This window comes from Vibrio sp. 10N.286.51.B11 (assembly GCF_041469245.1).
Lineage (GTDB): Bacteria > Pseudomonadota > Gammaproteobacteria > Enterobacterales > Vibrionaceae > Vibrio > Vibrio crassostreae_C.
The window spans coordinates 146921-171635 of record NZ_JBFRKI010000026.1; the positions used below are offsets into that span (position 1 = coordinate 146921).

18 protein-coding genes are annotated in these 24715 nt (G+C 45.5%); 7 read left to right on the forward strand and 11 right to left on the reverse strand.

What is annotated here, in order from left to right:
• Positions 1-77: 77 nt before the first annotated feature.
• The 3 genes from cgtA to rplU all read right to left on the reverse strand — a co-directional run bounded on the left by cgtA (position 78) and on the right by rplU (position 2162).
• Entirely contained in the window at positions 78-1250 is a 1173-nt protein-coding gene (gene cgtA, locus AB4154_RS13945) for an Obg family GTPase CgtA (protein WP_017061377.1), read from the reverse strand.
• 323 nt (positions 1251-1573) lie between these two features.
• Complete coding sequence (gene rpmA, locus AB4154_RS13950; protein ID WP_004735905.1) at positions 1574-1831, reverse strand: 50S ribosomal protein L27; 258 nt, start codon at positions 1829-1831, stop codon at positions 1574-1576.
• A gap of 19 nt (positions 1832-1850) precedes the next feature.
• Positions 1851-2162 (reverse strand): 50S ribosomal protein L21, encoded by a 312-nt coding sequence (gene rplU / locus AB4154_RS13955; protein WP_004740823.1) that lies wholly within the window; start codon positions 2160-2162, stop codon positions 1851-1853.
• Between the two features lie 268 nt (positions 2163-2430).
• Between rplU and ispB the strand changes: the two genes are divergently transcribed.
• Positions 2431-3402, forward strand: coding sequence for an octaprenyl diphosphate synthase (ispB, locus tag AB4154_RS13960; protein ID WP_017061376.1), 972 nt, complete (start codon positions 2431-2433; stop codon positions 3400-3402).
• Positions 3403-3512: 110 nt separating this feature from the next.
• Here the strand turns inward: ispB and AB4154_RS13965 are convergent, their stop codons facing one another.
• Both AB4154_RS13965 and mdh read right to left on the reverse strand, forming a co-directional pair.
• Complete coding sequence (locus tag AB4154_RS13965) at positions 3513-3704, reverse strand: hypothetical protein (RefSeq protein WP_017068805.1); 192 nt, start codon at positions 3702-3704, stop codon at positions 3513-3515.
• 124 nt (positions 3705-3828) lie between these two features.
• Positions 3829-4764, reverse strand: coding sequence for a malate dehydrogenase (mdh, locus tag AB4154_RS13970; protein ID WP_009847834.1), 936 nt, complete (start codon positions 4762-4764; stop codon positions 3829-3831).
• 332 nt (positions 4765-5096) lie between these two features.
• Here mdh and argR point away from each other — a divergent pair, with 332 nt between their 5' ends.
• The 4 genes from argR to AB4154_RS13990 all read left to right on the forward strand — a co-directional run bounded on the left by argR (position 5097) and on the right by AB4154_RS13990 (position 10255).
• Complete coding sequence (gene argR, locus AB4154_RS13975; RefSeq protein ID WP_004740827.1) at positions 5097-5567, forward strand: transcriptional regulator ArgR; 471 nt, start codon at positions 5097-5099, stop codon at positions 5565-5567.
• 342 nt (positions 5568-5909) lie between these two features.
• Positions 5910-6878, forward strand: coding sequence for a TAXI family TRAP transporter solute-binding subunit (locus AB4154_RS13980; protein ID WP_017061374.1), 969 nt, complete (start codon positions 5910-5912; stop codon positions 6876-6878).
• Positions 6879-7133: 255 nt separating this feature from the next.
• Positions 7134-9713 carry a TRAP transporter permease gene (locus tag AB4154_RS13985; protein ID WP_065584689.1) on the forward strand — a complete coding sequence of 860 codons (2580 nt, stop codon included), beginning with the start codon at positions 7134-7136 and terminating at the stop codon, positions 9711-9713.
• Positions 9714-9817: 104 nt separating this feature from the next.
• Entirely contained in the window at positions 9818-10255 is a 438-nt protein-coding gene (locus AB4154_RS13990) for a universal stress protein (RefSeq protein WP_004740830.1), read from the forward strand.
• Between the two features lie 85 nt (positions 10256-10340).
• Here the strand turns inward: AB4154_RS13990 and AB4154_RS13995 are convergent, their stop codons facing one another.
• Both AB4154_RS13995 and rluA read right to left on the reverse strand, forming a co-directional pair.
• The gene (locus tag AB4154_RS13995; protein ID WP_372123323.1) at positions 10341-11303 is read right to left on the reverse strand and encodes a D-2-hydroxyacid dehydrogenase; all 963 of its coding nucleotides are present in this window, start codon (positions 11301-11303) and stop codon (positions 10341-10343) included.
• Positions 11304-11339: 36 nt separating this feature from the next.
• A complete protein-coding gene (rluA, locus tag AB4154_RS14000; RefSeq protein WP_372054819.1) occupies positions 11340-12074 on the reverse strand; it encodes a bifunctional tRNA pseudouridine(32) synthase/23S rRNA pseudouridine(746) synthase RluA in 735 nt (244 codons plus the stop codon).
• Positions 12075-12232: 158 nt separating this feature from the next.
• Between rluA and AB4154_RS14005 the strand changes: the two genes are divergently transcribed.
• The gene (locus tag AB4154_RS14005) at positions 12233-13510 is read left to right on the forward strand and encodes an NRAMP family divalent metal transporter (protein ID WP_017061369.1); all 1278 of its coding nucleotides are present in this window, start codon (positions 12233-12235) and stop codon (positions 13508-13510) included.
• Between the two features lie 92 nt (positions 13511-13602).
• On the opposite strand, the gene rapA is transcribed toward AB4154_RS14005, so the two are convergent.
• Positions 13603-16512 (reverse strand): RNA polymerase-associated protein RapA, encoded by a 2910-nt coding sequence (rapA, locus tag AB4154_RS14010; protein WP_372123325.1) that lies wholly within the window; start codon positions 16510-16512, stop codon positions 13603-13605.
• Between the two features lie 466 nt (positions 16513-16978).
• Between rapA and AB4154_RS14015 the strand changes: the two genes are divergently transcribed.
• Positions 16979-18358 (forward strand): PhoH family protein, encoded by a 1380-nt coding sequence (locus tag AB4154_RS14015; RefSeq protein ID WP_017062953.1) that lies wholly within the window; start codon positions 16979-16981, stop codon positions 18356-18358.
• A 108-nt stretch (positions 18359-18466) separates the two neighbouring features.
• Here AB4154_RS14015 and tldD read toward each other — a convergent pair whose 3' ends face one another.
• The 3 genes from tldD to AB4154_RS14030 all read right to left on the reverse strand — a co-directional run bounded on the left by tldD (position 18467) and on the right by AB4154_RS14030 (position 24714).
• Positions 18467-19912, reverse strand: a complete 1446-nt coding sequence (tldD, locus tag AB4154_RS14020; protein WP_017061366.1) for a metalloprotease TldD — start codon at positions 19910-19912, stop codon at positions 18467-18469.
• A gap of 19 nt (positions 19913-19931) precedes the next feature.
• Entirely contained in the window at positions 19932-20744 is an 813-nt protein-coding gene (locus tag AB4154_RS14025) for a carbon-nitrogen hydrolase family protein (RefSeq protein ID WP_017061365.1), read from the reverse strand.
• 94 nt (positions 20745-20838) lie between these two features.
• Positions 20839-24714 carry a YhdP family protein gene (locus tag AB4154_RS14030; RefSeq protein ID WP_372123327.1) on the reverse strand — a complete coding sequence of 1292 codons (3876 nt, stop codon included), beginning with the start codon at positions 24712-24714 and terminating at the stop codon, positions 20839-20841.
• Position 24715: the final 1 nt, after the last annotated feature.

Here is a 24715-nt window from a genome sequence, read left to right on the forward strand (position 1 = left end):
CAATTTTCATTGCGGTTTAATAAAACTATCAGTGTACTTGTAAGAAGTGACCGATGCGTTATGAGAAACTAAGAGGATTAGTCACGAACATAGATAACATGGCCGTCATCCTCTTCGTCATCCCAATCGTCCCAATCGTCGTCATCTTCAGTAACGACATTCTTACCGCTCATCGCATCTTTATGGTAGTCATCCCACATAAAGTCTACTTTTTCTTCTTCTTCAACTTCTACAACTTCACGAGGTAGGTTTTCCATAAACTCACCTAGTTTGAAGCAAAGATCTTTGGTGCCGATTTTATTCACAGCAGAGATCTTGAAGTACTCGCCTTCCCAGCCCAAAGCATCGATGATTTCTTGAATCTTTTCGTCTGCTTCGTCTTCTGGCATTAGGTCAACTTTATTGAACACTAACCAGCGAGGTTTTTGTGAAACTTTTTCACTGTATTGCTCAAGCTCATCGATGATCGTTAGTGCATTCTGAATAGGATCAGATTGATCGATCGGCATAATGTCGATCATATGCAGAAGAACACGACAACGCTCAAGGTGCTTAAGGAATCGGATACCAAGGCCAGCGCCATCAGCTGCGCCTTCGATTAGTCCTGGGATATCGGCAACAACGAAGCTCTTTTCAGGGACAACACTTACCACACCCAAGCTTGGGATCAAAGTAGTGAACGGGTAATCAGCCACTTTTGGTTTCGCAGCAGATACTGAACGAATAAAAGTAGATTTACCTGCGTTTGGTAGGCCAAGCATACCAACGTCAGCTAATAGAAGAAGCTCTAAACGCAGTTCACGAACTTCGCCTTTAGTACCCATTGTCTTTTGACGAGGAGCGCGGTTAACAGACGATTTAAAACGCGTGTTACCAAGACCGTGCCAACCACCTTTACCAACCATTACTTTCTTGCCGTGTTCAGCAACTTCAGCAACGATTTCGTTGGTGTGGATATCAACTGCACGCGTACCAACTGGTACTTTCAGCGTAATGTCTTTACCACGTTTACCAGTACAGTTACCGCCGCGACCATTCTCGCCACGCTCTGCATTGTAAAAACGTTGGAAACGGTAATCGATCAGTGTGTTTAAGTTCTCATCCGCTTGGATGTAAACATCACCGCCGTCACCACCGTCGCCGCCATCAGGACCACCTTTAGCGACGAATTTTTCGCGCCAAAAGCTAACTGTACCATTACCGCCATCACCGGCTTCTATTTTTACTACCGCTTCATCAACGAATTTCATTTTTTAACTCCGCACTTACGTTGCGTTACCACTCATCAAGGAGTGATATAAATTCTAGCAGATCCGTGTTTAGATCGATCACCTAAGATCTAGGCCGACCTGCAACCAAGGAACAAATAAGGAGAGGTTCTTTGCTTCTTATTTCTTAAAAACAAACGGCTTCTTAAAAACTAATCTGTTTATCAAAAAATAAAACGGCTTCTCAAAACCAAAACAAGAGCGTCTGCTTTTTTATTCTTGCTATAAATAAAAAACCCTGCCGAATCGGCAGGGCTTTTGAATTCAGCTTGAAAGCTAATAAAATAATCTAGTTAAAGATTAAATTACTCAGCTTCGATGCTTACAAACTTACGGTTTTTAGGACCTTTAACAGCAAATTTCACTTTACCTTCAGTAAGAGCGAAAAGAGTGTGGTCTTTACCGATGCCAACGTTTGTGCCAGCGTGGAACTTAGTACCACGTTGACGAACGATGATGTTACCTGCAAGAACAGATTCACCACCAAAACGCTTAACACCAAGACGTTTGCTTTCTGAATCGCGGCCGTTATTAGTAGAACCGCCAGCTTTTTTATGTGCCATTGTTAAACTCTCCTAATACTTAAGCGTTAATGCCAGTGATTTTCACTTCAGTGAACCACTGACGGTGACCAGCTTGCTTACGCGAGTGCTTACGACGACGGAACTTAACGATTTTTACTTTATCGCCACGACCGTGTTGTACTACTTCTGCAGTAACCTTGCCACCTTCAACAAGAGGTGCACCAACAGCGATTTCTTCGCCGTTAGCAACAAGAAGAACTTTATCAAATTCAACAGTTGCACCAGTTTCAACGTCTAATTTCTCTAAACGAAGTGTTTGACCTTCGCTTACTCGGTGTTGTTTGCCACCAGATTGGAAAACAGCGTACATATTTTACTCCGCTTTTTCCGCACAGCCTATGGTTGTTAATTGTACAACTCGGGTGTGCGCTAAACTAATCAATAGGGCGCAGATTCTACGGGAATCATGGCGCTATGACAAGCCATATTTTTAAAAAATTGGCGAAAACCTGTTCGCCAAAGAAAAGTGCGGCAATCATGCCCTTTAGCGATGTATTAATCAACGTTTTTTAGTGTATTATTCAACAATTAAATACAACGTATAAGCCTTACAGGGTCTAACTTCAGCCGGATGAACAATGGATTTTAAAGCTATCCAAACGCTTACTGCCAATGATATGGCAAAAGTGAATGAAACAATTCAAGCCCAACTTAATTCTGACGTAAGTTTAATCAACCAGCTTGGTTTTTATATCGTTAGCGGTGGTGGCAAACGCCTACGCCCTTTGCTTGCTCTTTTATCTGCTCGCGCACTTGGATATCAAGGTGAAGCTCATATCACCTCTGCAGCCTTTATCGAGTTTATTCACACCGCAACCCTGCTTCACGACGATGTTGTCGATGAATCAGACATGAGACGCGGTAAAGCGACGGCCAATGCCGCTTTTGGTAATGCCGCTAGCGTTTTGGTGGGTGACTTTATCTACACACGCTCATTCCAAATGATGACAACGCTAGGATCTTTAAAGATCCTTGAGCTAATGAGTGAAGCGGTAAACGTGATTGCCGAGGGTGAAGTTCAACAATTAATGAACTGCAATAACCCAGACACCACAGAAGAAAGCTACATGCAGGTGATCTACTCTAAGACTGCTCGTTTGTTCGAAGCTGCGACCCAAATCGGTGCGATTCTTACTGAGTCATCACCAGAGATCGAAACAGCAATGCAGAACTATGGTAAATACCTAGGCACCGCTTTCCAACTGATTGACGATGTGATGGATTACACTGCAGATGGTAAAGAGATGGGTAAAAACGTTGGTGACGATCTAGCCGAAGGCAAACCAACACTGCCTCTACTTTACGCAATGCATAATGGCTCTCCTGAACAAGCAAGCATGATTCGTGAAGCGATTGAGAAAGCGAACGGCATGGAACGTCTTGACGATATTATGGCTGTAATGAAAGAGACAGGCTCTTTAGAGTACACAACAAATAAAGCCTACGAAGAGGCCGATAAAGCCATCGCTGAGCTTTCTGTACTTCCTGACTCAGAATATAAGCAAGCGCTAACCACGCTCGCACACTTAGCTGTTAAACGCAGTAAGTAAGCAGGTTAATAGACAACTCGCTTCTAGCTTCTAGCTTCTATATAAATAACAAAAAGAGCCTCAGGGCTCTTTTTTTTGGTTTTCAACAAATATTTGTAGGTGAGCCAAATTCAATATCGACTGGCTTCTAATGATAACGGCAGTTGTGCTTCAATCTCTTCAAGCTCTTCCATTGGCACCGCGTACTGCTCTTGCCCGTTGTAAGTCTCTACTAGCGCGTACTGCTCTTGCTCATCAATTACCAATACTTTTCCTAAGTGCCCCAAATATTCGACATTCATACCCTTCTGAACAGTAGCCATAACATTTACCTTCACATTAATTGTAAAGCTAAATACGAGTAGCTTGAACTTCAGGATCAAAAAAGCCGATCATAATGACCGGCCCTTATTAATTAGCTTAAGTCTGAGTTAAATAGCGTTTCGCTTATTTAGCGAATTCAACACCAATCTCGATGTCACCATTTAGCGTTTCAAGCATGCTATCTAAAGCGTTACGTTCGAAGTCACTTAGCTCACCGTAGCTAAGGATCGCTTCAGCGCCCTCTTTGCCTAGTTTAACTGGCTGTGCGAAGAATGGAGCGTGCTCGCCTTCACCTTCAACGTATGCACATTCAATCACGTTTTCTTCACCTTGAAGTGCTTTAACTAGTGCAAGACCGAAACGACAAGCCGCTTGACCCATAGACAGTGTCGCACTGCCGCCGCCAGCTTTAGCTTCTACTACTTCAGTACCTGCATTTTGGATGCGAGTCGTTAGCGCTGCAATTTCTTCATCAGTGAACTCTACGCCTTCAACTTGAGAAAGTAGAGGAAGAATCGTTACGCCTGAGTGACCACCGATAACAGGAACACGGATGTCGCCTGGATCTTTGTCTTTTAGTTCAGCAACGAACGTTTCAGAACGAATCACATCAAGAGTCGTAATACCGAATAGACGACGCTTGTCGTAAACGCCCGCTTTCTTCAGTACTTCAGCCGCGATTGGCACTGTTGTGTTTACTGGGTTAGTAATGATACCAACACAAGCAGTCGGACAAGTAACTGCGATTTTCTCTGCAAGAGACTTAACAATGCCAGCGTTCACATTGAAAAGATCCGCACGATCCATACCAGGCTTACGAGCAACACCCGCTGAAATAAGTACAACATCCGCACCTTCTAGTGCTGGTGTTGGATCTTCACCCGCGTAACCTTTGATCGAAACAGGCGTTGGGATATGGCTAAGATCGGCAGCAACACCCGGTGTTACCGGAGCGATGTCGTAAAGTGCAAGATCTGAACCAGCAGGTAGGCGGTTCTTAAGTAGTAGGGCTAGGGCTTGACCGATGCCACCAGCGGCACCAATAACAGCTACTTTCATTGTTATTCTCCTTGAGAGCTTTCTCTTATAGATTCTTTGTAGGGTAATTCTTGAGCTAAATCTAAGTTAAAAAACTATATTAATCACAAAGTGATTACAATCAATTAACGCTAGCTTTGCGACTTCGCGCAAGTCAATAAAACCGTGCTACACAGCAAGTTCGCATTATGGCGATAATCGACTGAAATAACAAAATAAGTCGTCGCAAATAACACATTATTCCATTAAATATTTACAGTGATATGACTAACAAATTACAGGGATGTTTTGGCTAAAATTGAATATGTATGCGAGAATATGCAAACATCTTTGTTAATGAATAAGAATGACATATGCGCAATACAGAAAAGCAAGACAACTTAGTTCGTGCATTTAAAGCCTTACTAAAAGAAGAACGTTTTGGCTCACAAGGCGAAATTGTTGATGCTCTAAAACACGAAGGTTTTGAAAGCATCAACCAGTCTAAAGTCTCGCGTATGTTAACCAAGTTTGGTGCCGTTCGAACTCGTAACGCAAAAATGGAGATGGTTTACTGTCTTCCTGCTGAGCTAGGTGTTCCGACCGTTTCTAGCTCTTTACGAGAATTAGTACTAGATATTGACCACAACAATGCATTGGTGGTGATACACACAGGTCCTGGTGCGGCGCAGCTGATTGCTCGTTTATTAGACTCACTAGGTAAGTCGGAAGGTATACTGGGCGTAGTCGCAGGTGATGACACTATCTTCATTACTCCAACGTTATCGGTTACCACTAAGCAACTGTTTGATTCAGTGTGCGAACTGTTTGAATACGCTGGATAATTGATCTCTGTTTCATAACTATCAGCCTTATTAATGGATCACGAGCATCTATTCGCTTCGTGATCCAAATCACATCCTCGAATATCCATACCTCCCTTCCAAAATCACACTAAACTATTGATTTTAAAAAACTCAGTAGTAAATCAAACACGAGATCCAGACATCATTTGTTAGATTTTTCAGCTATATCTTTTAACATTCGAGTAATTTTCTGCCAATTTTTGATATTATTCAGCCACTTTTTCATCACATGGATTGAAAAAGGTGCCGTTTCCAAATAGGAAACTCCTGAAGCAACTACACTTGTTTCAGGGTTAATAATGAATAAAGGAAGGGAAATTCATGGCATTTACCAAACTTATTAAAGTTGGTGCTATTGCAGCTGCTGTAATGGGCGCTGGCGCTGTTAACGCTCAAGAGTTCATCACGATTGGTACTGGTTCAGTTACGGGTGTTTACTACCCAACTGGTGGTGCGATTTGTAAGCTAGTGAACAAGGGCCGCAAAGACCACAACATTCGTTGTTCTGTAGAGTCTACTGGTGGTTCAATCTACAACGTTAACACCATCCGTGCTGGTGAACTAGATTTCGGTGTTGTTCAATCGGACTGGCAATACCACGGCTACAACGGTACAAGTAAGTTCAAAGATCAGGGCGAATACAAGAAACTTCGCGCGATGTTCTCTCTACATACAGAACCGTTCAACATCATCGCTCGTACTGATGCTGGCATCAACAATGTGTCTGACCTAGCAGGTAAGCGTGTAAACATTGGTAACCCAGGTTCTGGTGACCGTGCAACGATGGGTGTTGTAATGGACGCTATGGGCTGGACTAACGACAGCTTCAAGCTTGCTTCTGAACTTAAAGGTTCTGAGCGTTCACAAGCACTTTGTGATAACAAAATTGATGCATTCATCTACATGGTTGGTCACCCGAACGGATCAATCAAAGAAGCAACAACGTCTTGTGATGCTAAACTGGTTTCAGCAACAGGTCCACAGATCGACAAGATCGTAGCTGAAAACCCATACTACGCTTACAGCACAGTTCCTGCTGGTATGTACCGTGGTACTGACGCTGACGTAAACAGCTTCGGTGTTGCAGCTACTATGGTAACAACTTCAGACGTTTCTGAAGAAGTTGCATACAACGTTGCTAAGGCAGTATTTGAAAACTTTGACACTTTCAAACGCCTACACCCAGCATTTGCTAACCTGAAAAAAGAAGACATGGTTAAAGCGGGTATCTCTATCCCTCTTCACCCAGGCGCAGCAAAATACTACAAAGAAGTGGGCCTTCTAAAGTAACTCTACTTTAAGCCTACTACACCAATAAGGAGGCTAGCCCTCCTTATTGGCTTTTCACGTTTTATAAAAATAATTTAAGTGAAAAGAACAGCCCTTTAAGTTTCTCCAATTTGGAGGACTTACCTTCGTATCAAGCCTAAGACAAAGACGAACAAAAAACGCATTTCCCTATCCATTCACTACACTAGATAGGAAATAAATAACGTTTGGTTGTTCGTAAGAAAAGGCAGACCATCAATAATAAGGATAAAGTACATGACGCAGACAACATCACCGTCTCCAGATGTGCAAGAAATGGTGGCACAATCAGATACTGGTGCGCGTAGCCCTCGTGGTATCCAAGGCCGTATTTTATGGTTTGTGCCTCTATGTTGGTCACTGTTCCAACTTTGGTATGCATCTCCGCTGCCGTTCATTTTTAACTTCGCAATTTTAAACGACACTGAAGCTCGAGCAATTCACCTTACGTTTGCTATTTTCCTAGCCTTTACCGCTTATCCAGCCATGAAGAATTCGCCTAGGGATCGCATCCCCGCAGTCGATTGGATATTAGCGCTTGTAGGTAGCTTTTCAGCTTCTTATATCTATATTTTCTATACTGAACTCGCTGAGCGATCGGGCGCACCAACAACATTCGATATTGTTGCGGCTGTATTCGGTATGGTTTTACTGCTTGAAGCAACACGACGCGCTTTGGGTCCACCTCTTATGGTTGTGGCAGCAGTATTCCTACTTTATACCTTTGGCGGCCCTCACATGCCGGACGTTATTGCCCACAAAGGTGCGAGCCTGAACAAGGCAATGTCGCATCTGTGGCTAACAACTGAAGGTGTATTCGGTGTGGCACTTGGCGTATCAACGTCATTCGTATTCTTGTTTGTACTGTTTGGTGCAATGCTAGAACGTGCTGGCGCCGGTGCTTACTTTATTAAAGTTGCATTCTCACTGCTTGGTCACATGAAAGGCGGCCCAGCGAAAGCAGCCGTTGTCGCATCAGGTCTGTCTGGTTTAGTATCAGGTTCATCTATCGCGAACGTGGTAACCACGGGTACCTTTACTATCCCGCTAATGAAGCGTGTTGGTTTCCCGGGCACAAAAGCCGGTGCGGTAGAAGTCGCGGCTTCAACCAATGGTCAATTAACACCACCTATCATGGGTGCAGCAGCCTTCTTGATGGTTGAGTATGTGGGCATTTCGTATGTAGAAGTAATCAAAGCCGCGCTACTGCCCGCTCTGATCTCTTACATCGCTCTGATTTACATTGTTCATCTAGAAGCATGTAAAGCAGGTATGACTGGCCTACCTCGTCGCCACACACCAACTATCGTACAAAGCTTACTGTCTTTCACGGGTACCATTTTAGGTCTGTGTGTTATCAGTGCCGCAGTTTACTACGGTGTCGGTTGGACGAAAGATGTCTTTGGCGATGCTGCAACACCAATCGTAACGGTGGCTCTATTAGTCGCTTATGTCGCTCTGGTTCGTGTATCAGCAAAATACGCATCTGAAGGCGGCATGGAAATCGATGCGGATCTCAAAGAAGTTCCGGATCCAGGTCCAACAATTAAGTCTGGCCTGCACTTCCTATTGCCTATCGTGGTGCTTGTTTGGTGTTTAACAGTTGAACGTTTCTCTCCAGGTCTGTCGGCATTCTGGGCGACCGTGTTCATGATCTTCATTCTGATCACTCAGCGTCCGTTAATGACTCTGATGAACAAATCAGACGATCTTGCAGAGCAAACTAAAGCTGGCTTCGTTGATCTCGCAGAGAGCTTGGTTTCAGGCGCACGTAACATGATTGGTATCGGTGTCGCGACAGCGGCTGCAGGTACGGTTGTAGGCGTGGTGACTCTAACGGGTATCGGTCTAGTAATGACGGACTTCGTTGAGTTTATCTCAGGCGGTAGCATCATTCTTATGTTGCTATTCACTGCAGTAATCAGCTTGATCTTAGGTATGGGCTTGCCAACAACGGCGAACTACATCGTTGTATCAACGCTGATGGCTCCGGTAATCGTGACCCTAGGCGCAGCGCACGGCTTGATCATTCCACTGATTGCGGTTCACTTATTTGTGTTCTACTTCGGTATTCTTGCGGATGATACACCTCCGGTAGGTCTCGCGGCGTTTGCAGCAGCGGCAATTGCGAAATCAGATCCGATTCGTACTGGTATCCAAGGCTTCACCTATGATATCCGTACCGCAATTCTACCTTTCATGTTCATCTTCAATACTCAACTACTACTGATGGGCATTGATTCTTGGTGGCACTTAGCACTAACGATTTTCTCATCTGTGACTGCGGTACTTATCTTCGCAGCTGCAACACAAGGTTGGTGGTTCACCAAGAACAAGTGGTGGGAAACGGTGCTGCTTATTGCATTAACCTTCACTTTCTTCCGCCCTGGCTTCTGGTGGGACATGATTTACCCAGAGAAAGTTCTTTCACCTGGAGTTGAGATTGCTCAAATCACGGAAAAGCTGGATGTGGGACAATCACTTGAACTTAGAGTGGGTGGCGAAAACTTAGAAGGTGACTATTCTGAAAAGACAGTTCGCCTGCCGTTTGAAGATTCTGCGACCTCAAGTGAAGATCGTATTGCCTCTATGGGTCTAATGCTGACTGAATCAGAAGGCAAGATGATTGTTGATATGGTTGAGTTCGGTAGCCCAGCAGAAGCGGCTGGTATTGATTTCGATTGGGAAATCAAATCCGTTATCCAAGATGCAGATCGACCAATGAAAGAGTGGGTATTCTTACCAGCTCTGATCATTTTGATTGGTTTAGCGATGAACCAAAGAAGACGTGCTCGTAAGGATGAGATTAGCGCGTAATGGATAAGGCTGAGTAGTGCTTAGCGCTATTTGGCTTTATTACATGGAAAGGATAATTACAGTGCTAAGTGAAAGCTTAGCGCTGATTAAAAAGAGACGAATACATGTATAAACAAATCCTTGTTCCTGTTGATCTTAATGACAAAGGCTTTTCTGATAAGGCAGTCGAACTGGCGGTATGGCACGCAAAACACAGCAATGCTGAAATCCACATTCTGAACGTACTACCAGGCATTCACATGTCGATGGTGGCGTCTTACTTCCCGAAAGATGCAGCGAACCAAATGAAGCTTGATGTTAAAAATCAGCTGAAAGAGTTTGCCGACAAACACATCGACGATGAAGTGGTTTACAAAGTTCATGTTGCTGAGGGTAAAACCTACGCGACGATTCTTGATTACGCAGAAAAGCTTGGCGCCGACCTTATCGTGATGCCTAGCCATAAGCGTTCAAAAATCGACAAAGTGGTACTTGGCTCGGTTGCAAGCAAAGTAGTACAGAACTCACCAATCAATGTATTGGTAGTCAAGCCGCAAGGCTAAATCACTTAATCGACACAACGATCTAAAAAGGTTGGCCTAAAAGCCAACCTTTTTTGTTTTGCGTTCGCACCATTTAATTCTTTAATCAACTCACTAAGTTCTGCGGATTACCCTCAACAAACCCATCAATATTATCGATTAAGATATCAGACAGCTTTTGAATTGAACTGTCACTGCCCCACGCAACATGAGGTGTCAGCAATAAGTTAGGTAGGTGACTGTTAGCTAAGAGTGGGTTCGAGTTGTCTGCAGGCTCTTGTGTAAACACGTCCATGCCCGCACCTGCGATCTCATTACCTTTCAAAGCTTCAACCAAAGCTTGTTCATCGACAAGCCCACCACGGCCAGCATTAATTAACACCGCACTTGGTTTCATCATTGCTAGCTCTCGCTGTGAAATCAGATTACGGGTCGCTTCAGTCAATGGACAATGCAAGCTGATCGCATCCGCTTGCTTCAATACCGTATCAAAAGGTAGATACCCTTCTCGACAAGACTCTGCTCCTTTTCGCTCGGCAAACATCACCTTCATACCAATCGCTTTGGCTAACATTGCGGTGGCTTGACCTAAGCTGCCACTCCCCATCAACCCCAGTGTGCTGCCAGCCACATCTTGAATCGGATGAGTAAAGAAGCAGAACTGCTTGTCCTTTTGCCACTCGCCCGCCTCAATGTCTTTATGATAACCAACAAGGTTTCGTTTAAGTGCAAACAGCATTGCGATGACATGTTCAGGAACCGATTGAATCGCATAGCCTTGCACGTTTGTCACTGCAATGTTTTTAGATTTGCAGTATTCCACATCGACATTATTGACACCGGTCGCTGAAACCGCGATCAACTTGAGTTTTTTCGCACCAGCGAGATTCGACTCATTGAGCACTACCTTGTTAGTGATCACCACATCAGCTTCTTCAACTCGCTCCGATACTTGCTCAGGAGCAGTAAAGTCATACTCTACCCATTCATGCTCAAAGCTCAGAGGCTTTAAATGAATTTGAGATGGGATAGTCGCTCTATCGAGAAACACAACTTTCAGCGTTGGCATTCTTCTTCCTTGGTTAGATCTATGAATCAGTCCATTCTAAGCTTTTAGCTTACTGTAGTCTGGAAGCTCAGGCGCAATTTCAAAGTGCTGTTCGATTTGTGGCGATGCTTGAGGATAAAACTCACACGGAACAAAGGCTTTGAATAACTGATCATTGGCCGGGTGATAAAAACTGAGTTCACACGCGTGCAGAGCTAACCTCTCGCTATAGATAAATGCATCTGGCGTTGCATAAAACTCATCACCCACAATAGGATTCCCCACCTCCATGCAGTGCACTCGCAACTGATGAGATCGTCCCGTGATAGGCAGTAGCTTCAATAAGGTCGTTTTTACCTCTTCTTGCTCAACCACATAGCGAGTCTGAGATGATTTACCATCCTCGAAACACACTTTCTGCTTCGGCCGGTTTGGCCAATCGCAAATAAGAGGGAGGTCAATCAAACCTTCAGCTTCTTCTACTGAACCCCATACTCGGGCGTAATAGAGTTTGTGTGTCAGTCGATATTGAAATTGCTTCTTCAAATGACGCTCAGCTTGTTTGTGTTTAGCGAGCAGCATCAAGCCCGATGTCGACATGTCTAATCGATGCACGACTTGAATCTCTGGAAATTCGACAACCAAGCGACTCCACATACTGTCGTAATGCTCAGGTAACCTACCCGGAACAGAAAGCAGGCCTGCAGGCTTGTTCACCACAAGAATATCGTCATCTTGATAAACAATATCAATCCACGGTTCACGTGGTGGTGTGTACTGTTCTAACGCCATTGAAGCCTCTTAATTGCTAGTGAACAAATAATTCACGGTTGATTCGTTTATAAATAAATACAATTTTCAATATTTTCGTACATAAAAGTTGACGGCTTTACAAAACATGGTATTGATAGGGTAACAGATAATAAGAAGTCAGCATCAAAGGAAAAACGATGGACAGTACGGTTAAAACCACCAACACAAAAACACCAACCTCAGCTCCCCTATCAAGTTTAATTAAGTCTCTTGGCCCAGGCATTATGATGGCCGCAGCGGCTGTAGGTGGTTCTCACTTAGTCGCCTCAACCAAGGCGGGTGCGATTTATGGTTGGCAGCTTGCCGCTCTCATTATCCTCGTTAACGTATTTAAATATCCATTCTTCAGAGCCGGCATCCAATACACGCTAGGAACGGGTCAAAGCTTGGTGGAAGGTTACTCTAACCTAGGCCGCCCATACCTTGTGATCTTTTCGATCTTGAGTGCCATATCTGCGGTCGTGAATACCGCTGCCCTGCTATTATTCAGTGCAAGCCTACTCAGTTACTTTGTTCCTTTCGATTTAGCCACTAGCACCTTGTGCATGATCGTTTTAGCGACCTGTTTGATCATTCTGTTTGCTGGCCATTATCGTGCTCTAGATACACTATCTAAAGCGATCATGGCGATCTTAACCATCACAACCTTAGCTGCAGTCGCCATTGCTATCGGCTCTCCAGTCGAACCTGATGCTGCTTTTGTTCCACCGTCGCCTTGGTCATTGGCTGCTATTGGTTTTATCGTGGTGACCATGGGTTGGATGCCTGCGCCTATCGAAATATCAAGCATCACCTCTATGTGGCTAAAAAGCCAAAAAGAGAAGCAGGAAGTGACCGCACAATCAGCGCTGTTCGACTTTAACGTTGGCTACATTGGTACGGCGCTGCTTGCTTTAGTATTCGTTGCGTTAGGCGCGCTAGTACTTCACGGTTCGGGAGTTGAACTGTCTCGCTCCGGTGTTGGCTTTACTCATCAATTGGTCGGCATCTACGCTTCGACAATTGGTGAATGGTCTCGCCCGTTAATCGCTCTTATCGCTTTCTTCTGTATCTTTGGTAGCACCATTACCGTTATCGATGGCTACTCACGCGTGCTTGCTGAATCACAACGTCTATTATTCAAAAAAGATTCAAGCCCAAGAATGCTGCAAGGCTGGATAATCATTGTCTCTATCGCGGCACTCGCGATTGTGATGTTCTTTAGCGCAGCACTGATGCCTATGCTCGATTTCGCAATGGTACTCGCGTTTGCAACAACGCCATTCTTCGCTCTGCTTAATTTCATCTTGGTCAACAAAGCTAAGCTTCCAGAAGCGCTAGCCATTGGCAGCAAACTAAAATGGTTGTCTGTAGCAGGTCTTGTTTACCTATTTGGTTTCCTAGCGGTATTTGTTTGGTGGAAGTGGTTAATGTAACCAGCTACTTGAATTGTTAATTAAGCTACAGATACAAATAAGGCCTTCATAATGAAGGCCTTATTTCGTTGAAGCATTTCGCTAATTCAAAACTAGTTGTGAGAAACCACAATCAAGCGTAATGAATCTAGCTGAACCTGAGCTTTGCTGATGTAACCGGTCAGTTCATTGATTTGAGCTTCGATTACCTCTAGCTCTTCATCACGAATATTAGGATTCACGGCTTTAAGCGCTTGTAGACGCTCTAATTCACCGTTCAGGTTAGTCTGCATATCTCGTTGAGCTTGTTCACGCACTTCTTCCACTTTAGGAAGTACGTGCGTCTCACCCGCTTCGATTAGCTTGTGAATTTCACCTTGTACCGAGTTAACTAGCTTGCTCGCTAGGTGACGGTTTACAGGGCTTAATTGACGGTTAAAGCTGTCGAACTCAACCTGAGCTGATAAGTCATTACCACGGCCATCCATCATCAAACGAATTGGCGTCTTAGGCAAGAACTGGCTGATACCGCTGCGTTTCGGCGCTTGCGCATCCACAAGGTAAACCAGCTCAAGCAGGATAGTACCCACTGGCAGCGCTTTGTTTTTCAGTAGTGATACCGCTGATGCACCAACACCTTCACTCAGTAGCAGATCGATACCGCCCTGAATCATTGGGTGTTCCCAGCTAATGAAGTTCATGTCTTCACGAGAAAGCGCAGTATCACGATCAAACGTGATGGTTGCGCCTTCGTATGGTAAGCCTGGGTAGCTTGGCACCATCATGTGCTCAGACGGCGTTACAACCAGAGCATTCTCACCCTTGTCGTCTTGGTTCAAGCCAATCGTATCGAACAGGCTTAGTGCAAACGTTACTAGGTTAGTGTCGCCGTCAGTCGAGGCAATCTTCTCTGCAATTTCATGCGCTTTGTCGCCGCCGTTTGAGTGCATTTCTAATAAGCGATCACGGCCTTTTTCTAGATCTGATTTCAGGCTTTGATTTAGCTTGGCAGACTCTTCAATCACTTCATCAAGTTGCTCAGTGTTACCAGAAGCCAGCATCTCGATAAGAACATCTGAGTACTTATCGTAAACCGTGCGACCCGTTGGACAAGTTTCCGCAAATGCATTCAGACCTTCATCGAACCAACGCGCAAGGATCGCCTGTGATGTGCCTTTTAGGTAAGGAACATGAATGTCGATATCACGCAGCTGACCGATACGGTCCAAACGGCCAATACGTTGCTCAAGCAAGTCTGGGTTGAATGGAAGATCGAACATCACAAGTTGGTTAGCGAACTGGAAGTTACGACCTTCAGAGCCGATTTCACTACAGATAAGAACCTGAGCGCCGCCCTCTTCTTGAGCAAAGTAAGCCGCAGCTTTATCACGCTCTAGAATCGACATGCCTTCGTGGAATACGGTTGCACGCACACCTTCACGCTCACGCAGTGCTTGCTCTAATTGAAGAGCCGTACTTGCACGAGAGGCGATCACTAGGATTTTCTCGCTGCGCTTGTCTTGGATCTTTTCAATCAACCAGTTAACACGTGAGTCGAACTGCCACCAGCTTGAATCTTCACCTTCAAACTCTTGGAAGATCTCTTCTGGATACAGCATCTTCATTGCACGAGCTTCGGGAGCCATTTTGCCACCGATCATGCCAGATACACGCATTGAGGTTGTGTACTGCGTTGGAATCTCCATCGGCAGTAGGTTTACATTACGCTTAGGGAAGCCTTTGATTGCAGCACGTGTGTTTCTGAAAAGAACACGGCCAGTACCATGGCGATCCATAAGGTTATCAATCAATTCTTGGCGAGCTAACGCTTGCTCTTCTTCGCTGCTATCACCTTCGATAACGCGGAATAGAGGCTCAACATCTTGCTCAGAAAGCAGTTCCGTAATCTGGTTCTTCGCGCTGTTTTCAAGCTTCACTCCAGAGAACAGAGCCGTTACTGCATCAGCAACCGGTGCGTATTGGTCTTCTTCTTCAACGAATGCTTCGTAATCGTAGAAGCGATCAGGATCAAGCAGACGCAGACGTGCAAAGTGGCTCTCACGACCAAGCTGTTCAGGCGTTGCTGTTAGTAGTAGCACACCAGACGTATTTTCCGCTAAGCCTTCAACCACTTGGTATTCACGGCTTGGTTTGTCTTGGCTCCACTCAAGGTGGTGCGCTTCATCGACAACCAACAAGTCCCACTCGCCTTCAAGTGCTTGCTCGTAGCGCTTACGGCTCTTACGTAGGAAGTCCAAAGAACACAGAACGTACTGCTGGGTATCAAACGGGTTGTCTGATTCAGCAAACGCTTCAATACAACGCTCTTCATCGAAGATAGAAAAATGCAGGTTGAAACGGCGCATCATCTCTACTAACCATTGGTGTTGTAGGGTTTCAGGAACCACAATCAGAATGCGTTCAGCACGGCCAGACAGCACCTGTTGGTGGATGATCATGCCCGCTTCGATGGTTTTACCTAGGCCCACTTCATCAGCCAGTAAAACGCGCGGAGCGTGACGACGACCCACTTCATGAGCGATGTATAGCTGATGAGGGATCAAGCCAGCACGCATACCACACAAGCCACGCATCGGGCTCTTGTGTTGTTGGTACTGGTTGCTTAGCGCACGGTAACGCAACACAAAGTTATCCATACGGTCGATTTGACCTGCGTATAGCTTATCTTGTGGCTTGTTAAAGCGGATCTGGTTGCTTAAGAAGATTTCACGCAGAGTGACTTCTGTTTCTTGGGTATCTTCGCGAGTACCTAAGTAGGTTAGCAGCCCTTTGTCTTCGATAACTTCTTCGACAGACAGAGACCAACCTTCTTGACATTCGATGACATCGCCTACATTAAACGTTACTCGGGTTACGGGAGCATCAGCACGTGCATAAACACGGTTTTCTTCTGACGCTGCAAACATTAGTGTCACTGTGCGAGCATCCATTGCTACAACGGTACCTAAACCTAAATCGCTCTCCGTATCGCTTATCCAGCGTTGCCCCAAAGCAAATGTCATGAATCGACTACCTCAATCTTATAGTTGGAATTTGGTCTTCTTAACTGCAGTTTTAAACAAGAACATTATCGCTCCTGAACTAAAAATATAGCCAAAAATGTCTAGTTTGCAGCCACTTTTTAAGTGCGCTCTCAATAATAAATATCTCGAGAAAATGGTGCAGAAAAAGGTCGCTAATCTTACTCGATGCTGTGATTTAGGTCACGCCTAAAGGAGATGATTTCATGCTTTTTTTCTGTTTTCGCCAGTGCAATCAAACTGTCAAAAATTCATGGTTAATCTATAGGTAGCAGATTGCTGCTCTCAAACGAATACACCATATTCACTCGTAACGATATGGTGCTGTTCCTCTAGATGAAGTTTAGGTGAGTAGTTGACTATCGCCAGAATCAGATACTAATCTTTATATGAGCTTTATCTACGTTCAATGAATGCAAGGCAAGCCGCACGTCGGCAAGGAGATGCTATGGGCGAGACCAACCGGAAGCTATTTGTTTTAGACACCAATATCCTACTTCACGAACCCTTCGCTATATTTTCTTTCCAAGAGCACGATGTCGTTATCCCCATGACAGTGCTAGAAGAACTCGACAGAATCAAAGACAGTAAAAGAGACGTTGCTCGAGATGCGAGAATTGCGATTCGAACGCTCGAAGACCTGTTCAGGGAAGCCACACCAGACCAAATATCGGAAGGCATCCCTTTTTCTAAAGACATAAATGCATCTGGCAGTATTTCAATACTCGCTGACTACGAACTTCAAGAAAGCATCAAAGCCTTTGCCGATGACAAGGCGGGCGATAACCGAATCCTCAACGCTGTCCTCTATCTTCAAAATAAACGCGCACCACGCGAAGTGGTTCTCATCACCAAAGACATCAATATGCGTTTACGAGCAAAAGGCGCCGGTGTACGTTTTGTTGAAGACTATCAAACTGACCAACTGATTGATGATATCCAATACCTCACCAAAGGCTTCCAACAACTGGAAGGCTCATTTTGGGATGGTATCGATAATGTCGAGAGCAGAAGTTTAGGCGGCAAGACGCTGCACACCTTAGCAAGAGCGCCGTTCGAGCCAACCTTCCTCAACCAATATGTGATTGACGAAGAAAGTGACTTTGCCGCTCGAGTCGAGGAGATTGAGCCGGAAAGCATTACGCTAAGAGACCTCAGCCGCGAAAGGCTGATGAATCGCAGGGCATGGGACATCACACCAAAGAACGTTTATCAAGGCATGGCGATAGATGCGCTGCTCGACCCTGATATTGATCTTGTGATTCTCACTGGCGCGGCAGGTAGTGGTAAGACACTGCTTGCTATGGCTGCTGCACTTGAACAAACCATTGAGCGCAAACAGTTCGATAAGATCATCGTAACCCGCAACACCCCTGATATTGGTGAATCGATAGGTTTCCTTCCGGGTACAGAGGAAGAGAAAATGTTACCTTGGTTAGCCGCAGTGACCGATACACTGGAAGCGCTGCACAAGAACGACCACTGCACAGAAGGCTCGATGAAGTACATCTGTGACAAAGCCAATATCCAGTTCAAATCAATCAACTTCATGCGTGGCCGCTCGATTCAAAATGCCTTTGTGCTTTTGGATGAGTGTCAGAACCTCACCGCTTCACAGATAAAAACCATCATCACCCGTTGTGGTGAAGGTACTAAGATCGTCTGCTCAGGTAACTTAGCGCAGATAGATTCTTCTTACCTAACCCCTGTGACTTCAGGCTTAACCTACATGGTTGAGCGTTTTAAAAACTTCGAAGGCAGTGCCAACATCCACCTCAATGGTGTGGTGCGTAGCCGACTAGCTGAGTTTGCGGAAGAGAACATGTAGTGACTCTATACGCTCACTGAATCAGTAATCTAAAAACAAAAAGCGCCTCACATTGGAGGCGCTTTTCAATTTAATATTTTGAAGTAAGTCGGCAGAGGTTAGTCTGAATTACTCAGTACCACCAACGGTTAGCGAGTCTAGTTTCAATGTTGGTTGACCAACACCCACTGGCACACTTTGACCAGCCTTACCACACACACCCACACCACGGTCGATGCTTAGGTCGTTACCCACCATAGACACCTGCTGCATCGCTTCGATACCAGAACCGATTAGCGTCGCGCCTTTCACTGGGTGAGTGATCTTACCGTTTTCAATCATGTACGCTTCAGACGCTGAGAATACAAACTTACCTGATGTGATATCGACCTGACCGCCACCGAAGTTCGGTGCGTAGATACCTTTCTCAACCGTCGCGATGATCTCTTCCGGTGTGTGTTCGCCCGGTAGCATGTATGTATTCGTCATACGTGGCATTGGAAGATGCGCGTATGACTCACGACGACCATTACCTGTCGGTGCTACACCCATTAGACGAGCGTTCAGCTTATCTTGCATGTAACCTTTTAGGATGCCGTTTTCGATTAACGTATTGTACTGACCGTTAACACCTTCATCATCGACGTTCAATGAACCGCGTAGATCCGTTAATGTACCGTCATCGACAATCGTACATAGGCTTGAAGTTACTTGCTCACCAACTTTGCCAGAGAATACTGACGACTCTTTACGGTTGAAGTCGCCTTCTAAACCGTGGCCTACCGCTTCATGCAGCAGAACGCCCGGCCAACCAGAACCAAGAACCACAGGCATGGCACCAGCAGGCGCTGCAACCGCTTCAAGGTTAACTAATGCTTGGCGAATCGCTTCATCCGCAAATTGGTAAGCAACTTGAGTGCCTTTGTCATCACTTAAGAAGAAGTCGTAACCAAAACGGCCACCACCACCAGCGCTACCACGCTCACGACGATCACCCTTCTGTGCAAGTACGCTAATAGACAAGCGAACCAGCGGACGAATATCACCAGCGTAAGTGCCATCAGTCGCAGCAACCAGCATCTGCTCATGCACACCACTTAAACTCACCGATACTTCAGTCACCATCGGCTCTTTAGTGCGAATGTAAGCATCTAATGATTTTAGTAATTCTGTTTTCTGCTGTTTTTCCCAACTCGCAAGCGGGTTAACTGCATCATAGTAAGCTTGATTAGAGTTGCGTTTGAACGCTTGAACCTTGCCGTTTTGACCTTGTTTAGCAATACCACGAGCCGCAATTGCGCTCTGCTTAAGACCATCCAATTGGATTTGGTCAGAGTAAGCAAAACCAGTCTTTTCACCAGATACTGCACGAACGCCAACACCGCAATCGATATTGAAAGAGCCGTCTTTAATAATGCTGTCTTCTAGCACTAAAGATTCGTGCCAGCTTGACTGAAAGTAGATATCAGCATAATCAATTTGGCGGGTAGCAATACTCGCCAATGTATCTGCGATATTTTGCTCCGTAAGCCCTGTCGGGTTCAGTAGCGCTTCTTCAATTTGATTAATGCTCATAGATGGCTCTTGTTTGTAATTAAAATTGATTGGTAAATCGAGAGTGTTGCGCGATGGGCATATTTTGCCTAATGGACTCGCAACTGGATGTGTCTATCTCAACCACCATACTTTTAGGATCTTGGTCTAACTGTGCGACCACTCGTCCCCATGGATCAACCACCATTGAGTGTCCCCATGTTTCTCTTTGGCAAGGGTGTTTTCCGCCTTGACCTACCGCGACAATCCACGACTGTGTTTCAACCGCGCGGCATCTTAATAGTACTTCCCAGTGCGCTTGACCCGTTACCGCTGTAAAAGCCGCAGGCACCACAATGATTTGTGCCCCTTGCTTACGTAACTCTGAATACAAGTGTGGAAAGCGCACATCATAACAAATACTCAAACCTAAGCGACCAAAAGGCGTTTCCGCTGTCACAACTTGGTTGCCCGGAGTGAAAATATCCGACTCTCGATAGCACTTATGGGCGTCAGCGACATCCACATCAAACATGTGTAGCTTGTCGTAATGAGCAACGAGGCAACCAAAATCATCAATCACCAAGGTGGTGGTCGTCACTCCGTTAGTTGTGCTTATCGGCATACTGCCAATGACGATCCAAATTCTGTGAAGCTTTGCTAGCTCAGAGATTTTCTTTTGCAGTGGGCCATCATTAAAAGGCTCAGCACACTGGTGATAGTCGGCTTTACTGCCAAAAACTAACGCGTTTTCAGGGCAAACAACCCACTTAGCCCCCAACTCTTTGCACTTTGCAACTTCTTGAGCAAGGTACTCAAAGTTCAATTCAGGGCTGGGGCCAGATGTCATTTGAATCAACCCAACACAATCCATGTGTATCGCTCCTCCATTCATTATGATTCAGAAATCAGCATTTCACCGTATATTCGCTGACTCGGGCATAAGGTCTTTTCGGCTAATTTAAGGCCTATTCGGCTAATTTTCTCAGCTTCTCTGGCAGCTGAAACTCGCCAGAGCTACGAGAAAGTTCGCTCACCGTTGGTGAATCCAATGGTCCTTTCACCGAATAATTTACTTGGGTAAAGACTTCCACAACTGGCGAGATAACCGTGGTCACCGCCAATACGTACAGCGCCGTTTGAGGGGTTACCGCAAAGGCCGTTAATACGGGAATACCCGAGGTAATATCTGGGGTAAAGTTCACCTCAGCATCAACCTGACGCGTGTTGAGGTTAGCGATACCTTTGATTTTCATCTCACCTGCGACCGCATCCATGTTCAGATCATTGGTCAGGAAGATACCATTTTGAATCTCGCCCGTTCCGGTGATGCTGTTGAAAGCCATACCTTTATCAAACACATCTGAGAAATCGAGCTGCATCTTACGGATGATCGAATCTAGGCTAAACAGGCCAAGTAATCGAGCTGCGCCGCTCACATCCGAGATAATGCCTTTACCAAACTTGGTTTTAACGTTGCCATCAAGGGTATCCATTTTGATTCCCCAAGGCGAACCATCCCAATTTAGTTGACCTTCCAACGCGAATGGCGCTTTTTGAATCCCGGAAGTAATACCAAAGCGCTCCATGAGCTCGCTGTTGTTTTCACCTTCAACATCAACGGTTAACGATGAATGACTCTTGTCACCTTGCAGTTCCCACCAGCCACTCACATCCGCTTTGTTACCGCCGCTTCGCACCTGGATTTTGTTCCACTCGATACGATCTTCGTTCCTCGTCATTTCAACATCGACCTTACCCACCTTGTAGCCTTGCAGCCAAAAGTCGTTCAGCGTCAGGGTCAGGTTTGGCATCGCATCGTGGATCTCTCTATCCAATTTGGATATCAATGGCGCAGCTTGTTCTTTACGTTGCAGCAGTTGCTGATCTTGGTTGTTCTTATCACTCCACTCAGGAACAAACAGATGCAGACGATCCAGTGAAACTGTCAAATCATAAGGAGGCAGGTAGTTAATATCCCCTTCTAGCTCTTGGCTAGACACTTCCATTTGCCACGCCTGTTTGTTCTTACTAGCACTAAAATCGACGTCATTCCAAGAGATACCACCCAAGATCAGCTCTTTACTCTCAAAGGTAATACGGCTTGGCGCAGGTATGGTTGGCGTGTTCATTTGACTAAGTACAGCCGTTGAAGGCTTTACCGGTTCCATAACAACCGATAACCAATCATCGGCATTGAATTTGTCTGTACGAATCAGGGCGTGATGGCCCACCACCGGGCTAATTTTGTAGCCACCGCGACCAAGCACTAAGTTGGTCGCCGTTAACTCAGGCACGTCGCCTGTGATATCAATCTCAGCTTGGTACTTGGTGTTTGGCAATTGCAGGCGCGCGGTAATCGTCTCTTGGTTACCCGATGCCTGTAGCCTTGCAGAGCCACTTTCTAGTGATTTTTTCGCCAATGGATATGGGTAATCACTCGCCAAGTATTTTAGGTCTGACTGTAAGTCTAGTTGGTAGGTAAAGCCGATATCATTCAGCTGGATATCAATCTGGCTTTGCCATTGCGCATGACCTGATAAGCGGCTTAACCATTGCTCACCGATGTAAGGTTCTAGAGGCTTGACGTCCCAATCACCTAACACATCAATATCAACTGCATAGCCAGGACCATCATTAAGGCCCTTAAAATCAAGCGAGATACCTTGGTTAAGCAGATCCGCAGCGAGGCCATTTGCCGTCACTACGTCATTATCAAATTCAATTCGACCCGTGGTGTTCTCGAGCACCATTGGCGGCGCTTCAATCTCAACATGGTTGCCACTTAAGTCGGCGTAACCCCATGCTCTTGCTTCTTTTTCAGAATCAAACGGAATATTCAGCTGGAACTCAGAAGAGACATCACCACTCACTTGAAGTGCGGTTAAGGCTGCGCCTACCGAGCCCACCAGTGGCGAAGACGTCATGTAATCGCGTACTGCGTTGCCAGACGCCGTCGCTTTAGCTTCAATTTCAATATGGCCGCCTTCCCCTAAATAAGGAATGCGTCCTGTGATTCGATCTGCCGTCACATCCATCAGTTGAGCTGAGCGAGAATCCAGATGCATCGCATCATTTTCAAACAACAGATCAAGCTGAAGATCAGTAATCAGTGGCCACGCGGTATCAAAGCTGAATATCGCATCTTCTAAGCCAACCCAAACCTGGAAAATACCATCGTGGTTAGTGTATGGGTATTGAGACAAGTCACCATGCCACAACAGTTTTACGGTATCCGCTTTACCGGCTTGAATCGCAGTTGAAAGGTAGTCTGTTAGATCTTGCCCAAGAGCCAGTGTAGGTAAGTAGCGCCATGTTTCACCGACATTGTAAGCGTCCGCTTCGCCGTAGAAGGATAAAAACGGGCTCGCATCTTTTGGGAAGTCTAAGCGGAATGCGCCTAGTACTTGTAAATCGGGGGTGGCAGCTGTGATTTTGTCTGACCACAGCTTCCAGCCGTTTTCATCTTGCTGCCAAACAATATCAACCTGACCTTGTTTGATATTCAAAGGCGCTTGGAATACGTCACCATAAGGGAACACATCGTCAATAACATGCAGGCTAGCTTTCGCTTCCGAGGCCGAACCAAACACACTACCAGACACTTGGCTAAAGCCTGGGACTAGTTCCCACTGCTCGATAGCAAGATCAGAAAAACTGGCTGAATAACGTAAACTGTCAATTCCCGAACCCATGGAAACACGGATATCAGAAACAGAGCCGCCCGGCGCCAATACGTTAATCATTTTGGTTGATTGTTCAGAGTCAGGCAGCAGCTTAATCAACGGAGTAATAGTCGCAATATCCAGCTCAGAAATGTTGAGTTGCCATGGACCTTGATTCCACTTGAACGCTACGTCGAGTTCCGGCCAAGGTGTGTCATCCGTTCTAAGGTTTAGTGAGTGACCATTTACTTGCCAACCATCATCAGTCGGCGACAACTTAAAGACACCGGACTCAAGCATGAGGTCATGCTCGCCATCTTCGTTCCACGCCAGTTCTGAGGGTAAAACCTCAACATAAGCGCTCACTGGCTTGCTATTTCGCAGCGTAAGCCAGCTATTCAAGCTCACAGTACCCGTTTCAATGCCGGATTCCGCCTGCATATAATGCGTAAGCCATGGCTTAACAGAAATGCTGTCGGCACTGACATAAAACTCACCAGTCACATCAGTCAGTGACCCACCATCAATAAAGTTAGCACTCACTGACAGAGAGTTTAGATTGGCATCTTTGATACTCACCACACCTTCAGCAAGGTGATGTTTGTCTGAATTTTGCCATTTTAAGGTTTCTATATCGAGCTGACGTTCTTCACCCGAAACAGAGTGATAAAGAATAGAAGAATCTTTTGCAGTTACATCGACGAGTGTTTTTAGCAGTAAATTATCGAGCTCTTGTATCACTCGCTTGGAAGACTCGGGATCTGTAGGTTCGTCTTTGCCATTTTGTCCGGCAAACAGATCAATTGAGCGGATATCAAGATACATTTGATTCATGACTAGATCGGCCACAACCGGGCGAATCTGCACGAGCGATTGAATCAAGTCAAACTCGACTTCAACACGCTCAACAGAGAAGGTCACATCTTCTGCATTGGGGAGGCTAGCTTTAACGCCTTGCAGAGCAATAGAGGGGTGAGTGTTACGCCAAAAACCGCCCACATCTTGAATCGAAAAATCAAAACCGGAGTGTTGGTTTACCCAAAGCTCAATTTCAGATTGATACTTGTTTAAATTGGGCAAGGCTACACGCAGTGTAGTAACGGCAATGGCTAGCGTTACTAAGAGAGTAACCACTAACCATAAACATGCACGTAGAATCAGAGTAACGCTTGAGCTCACA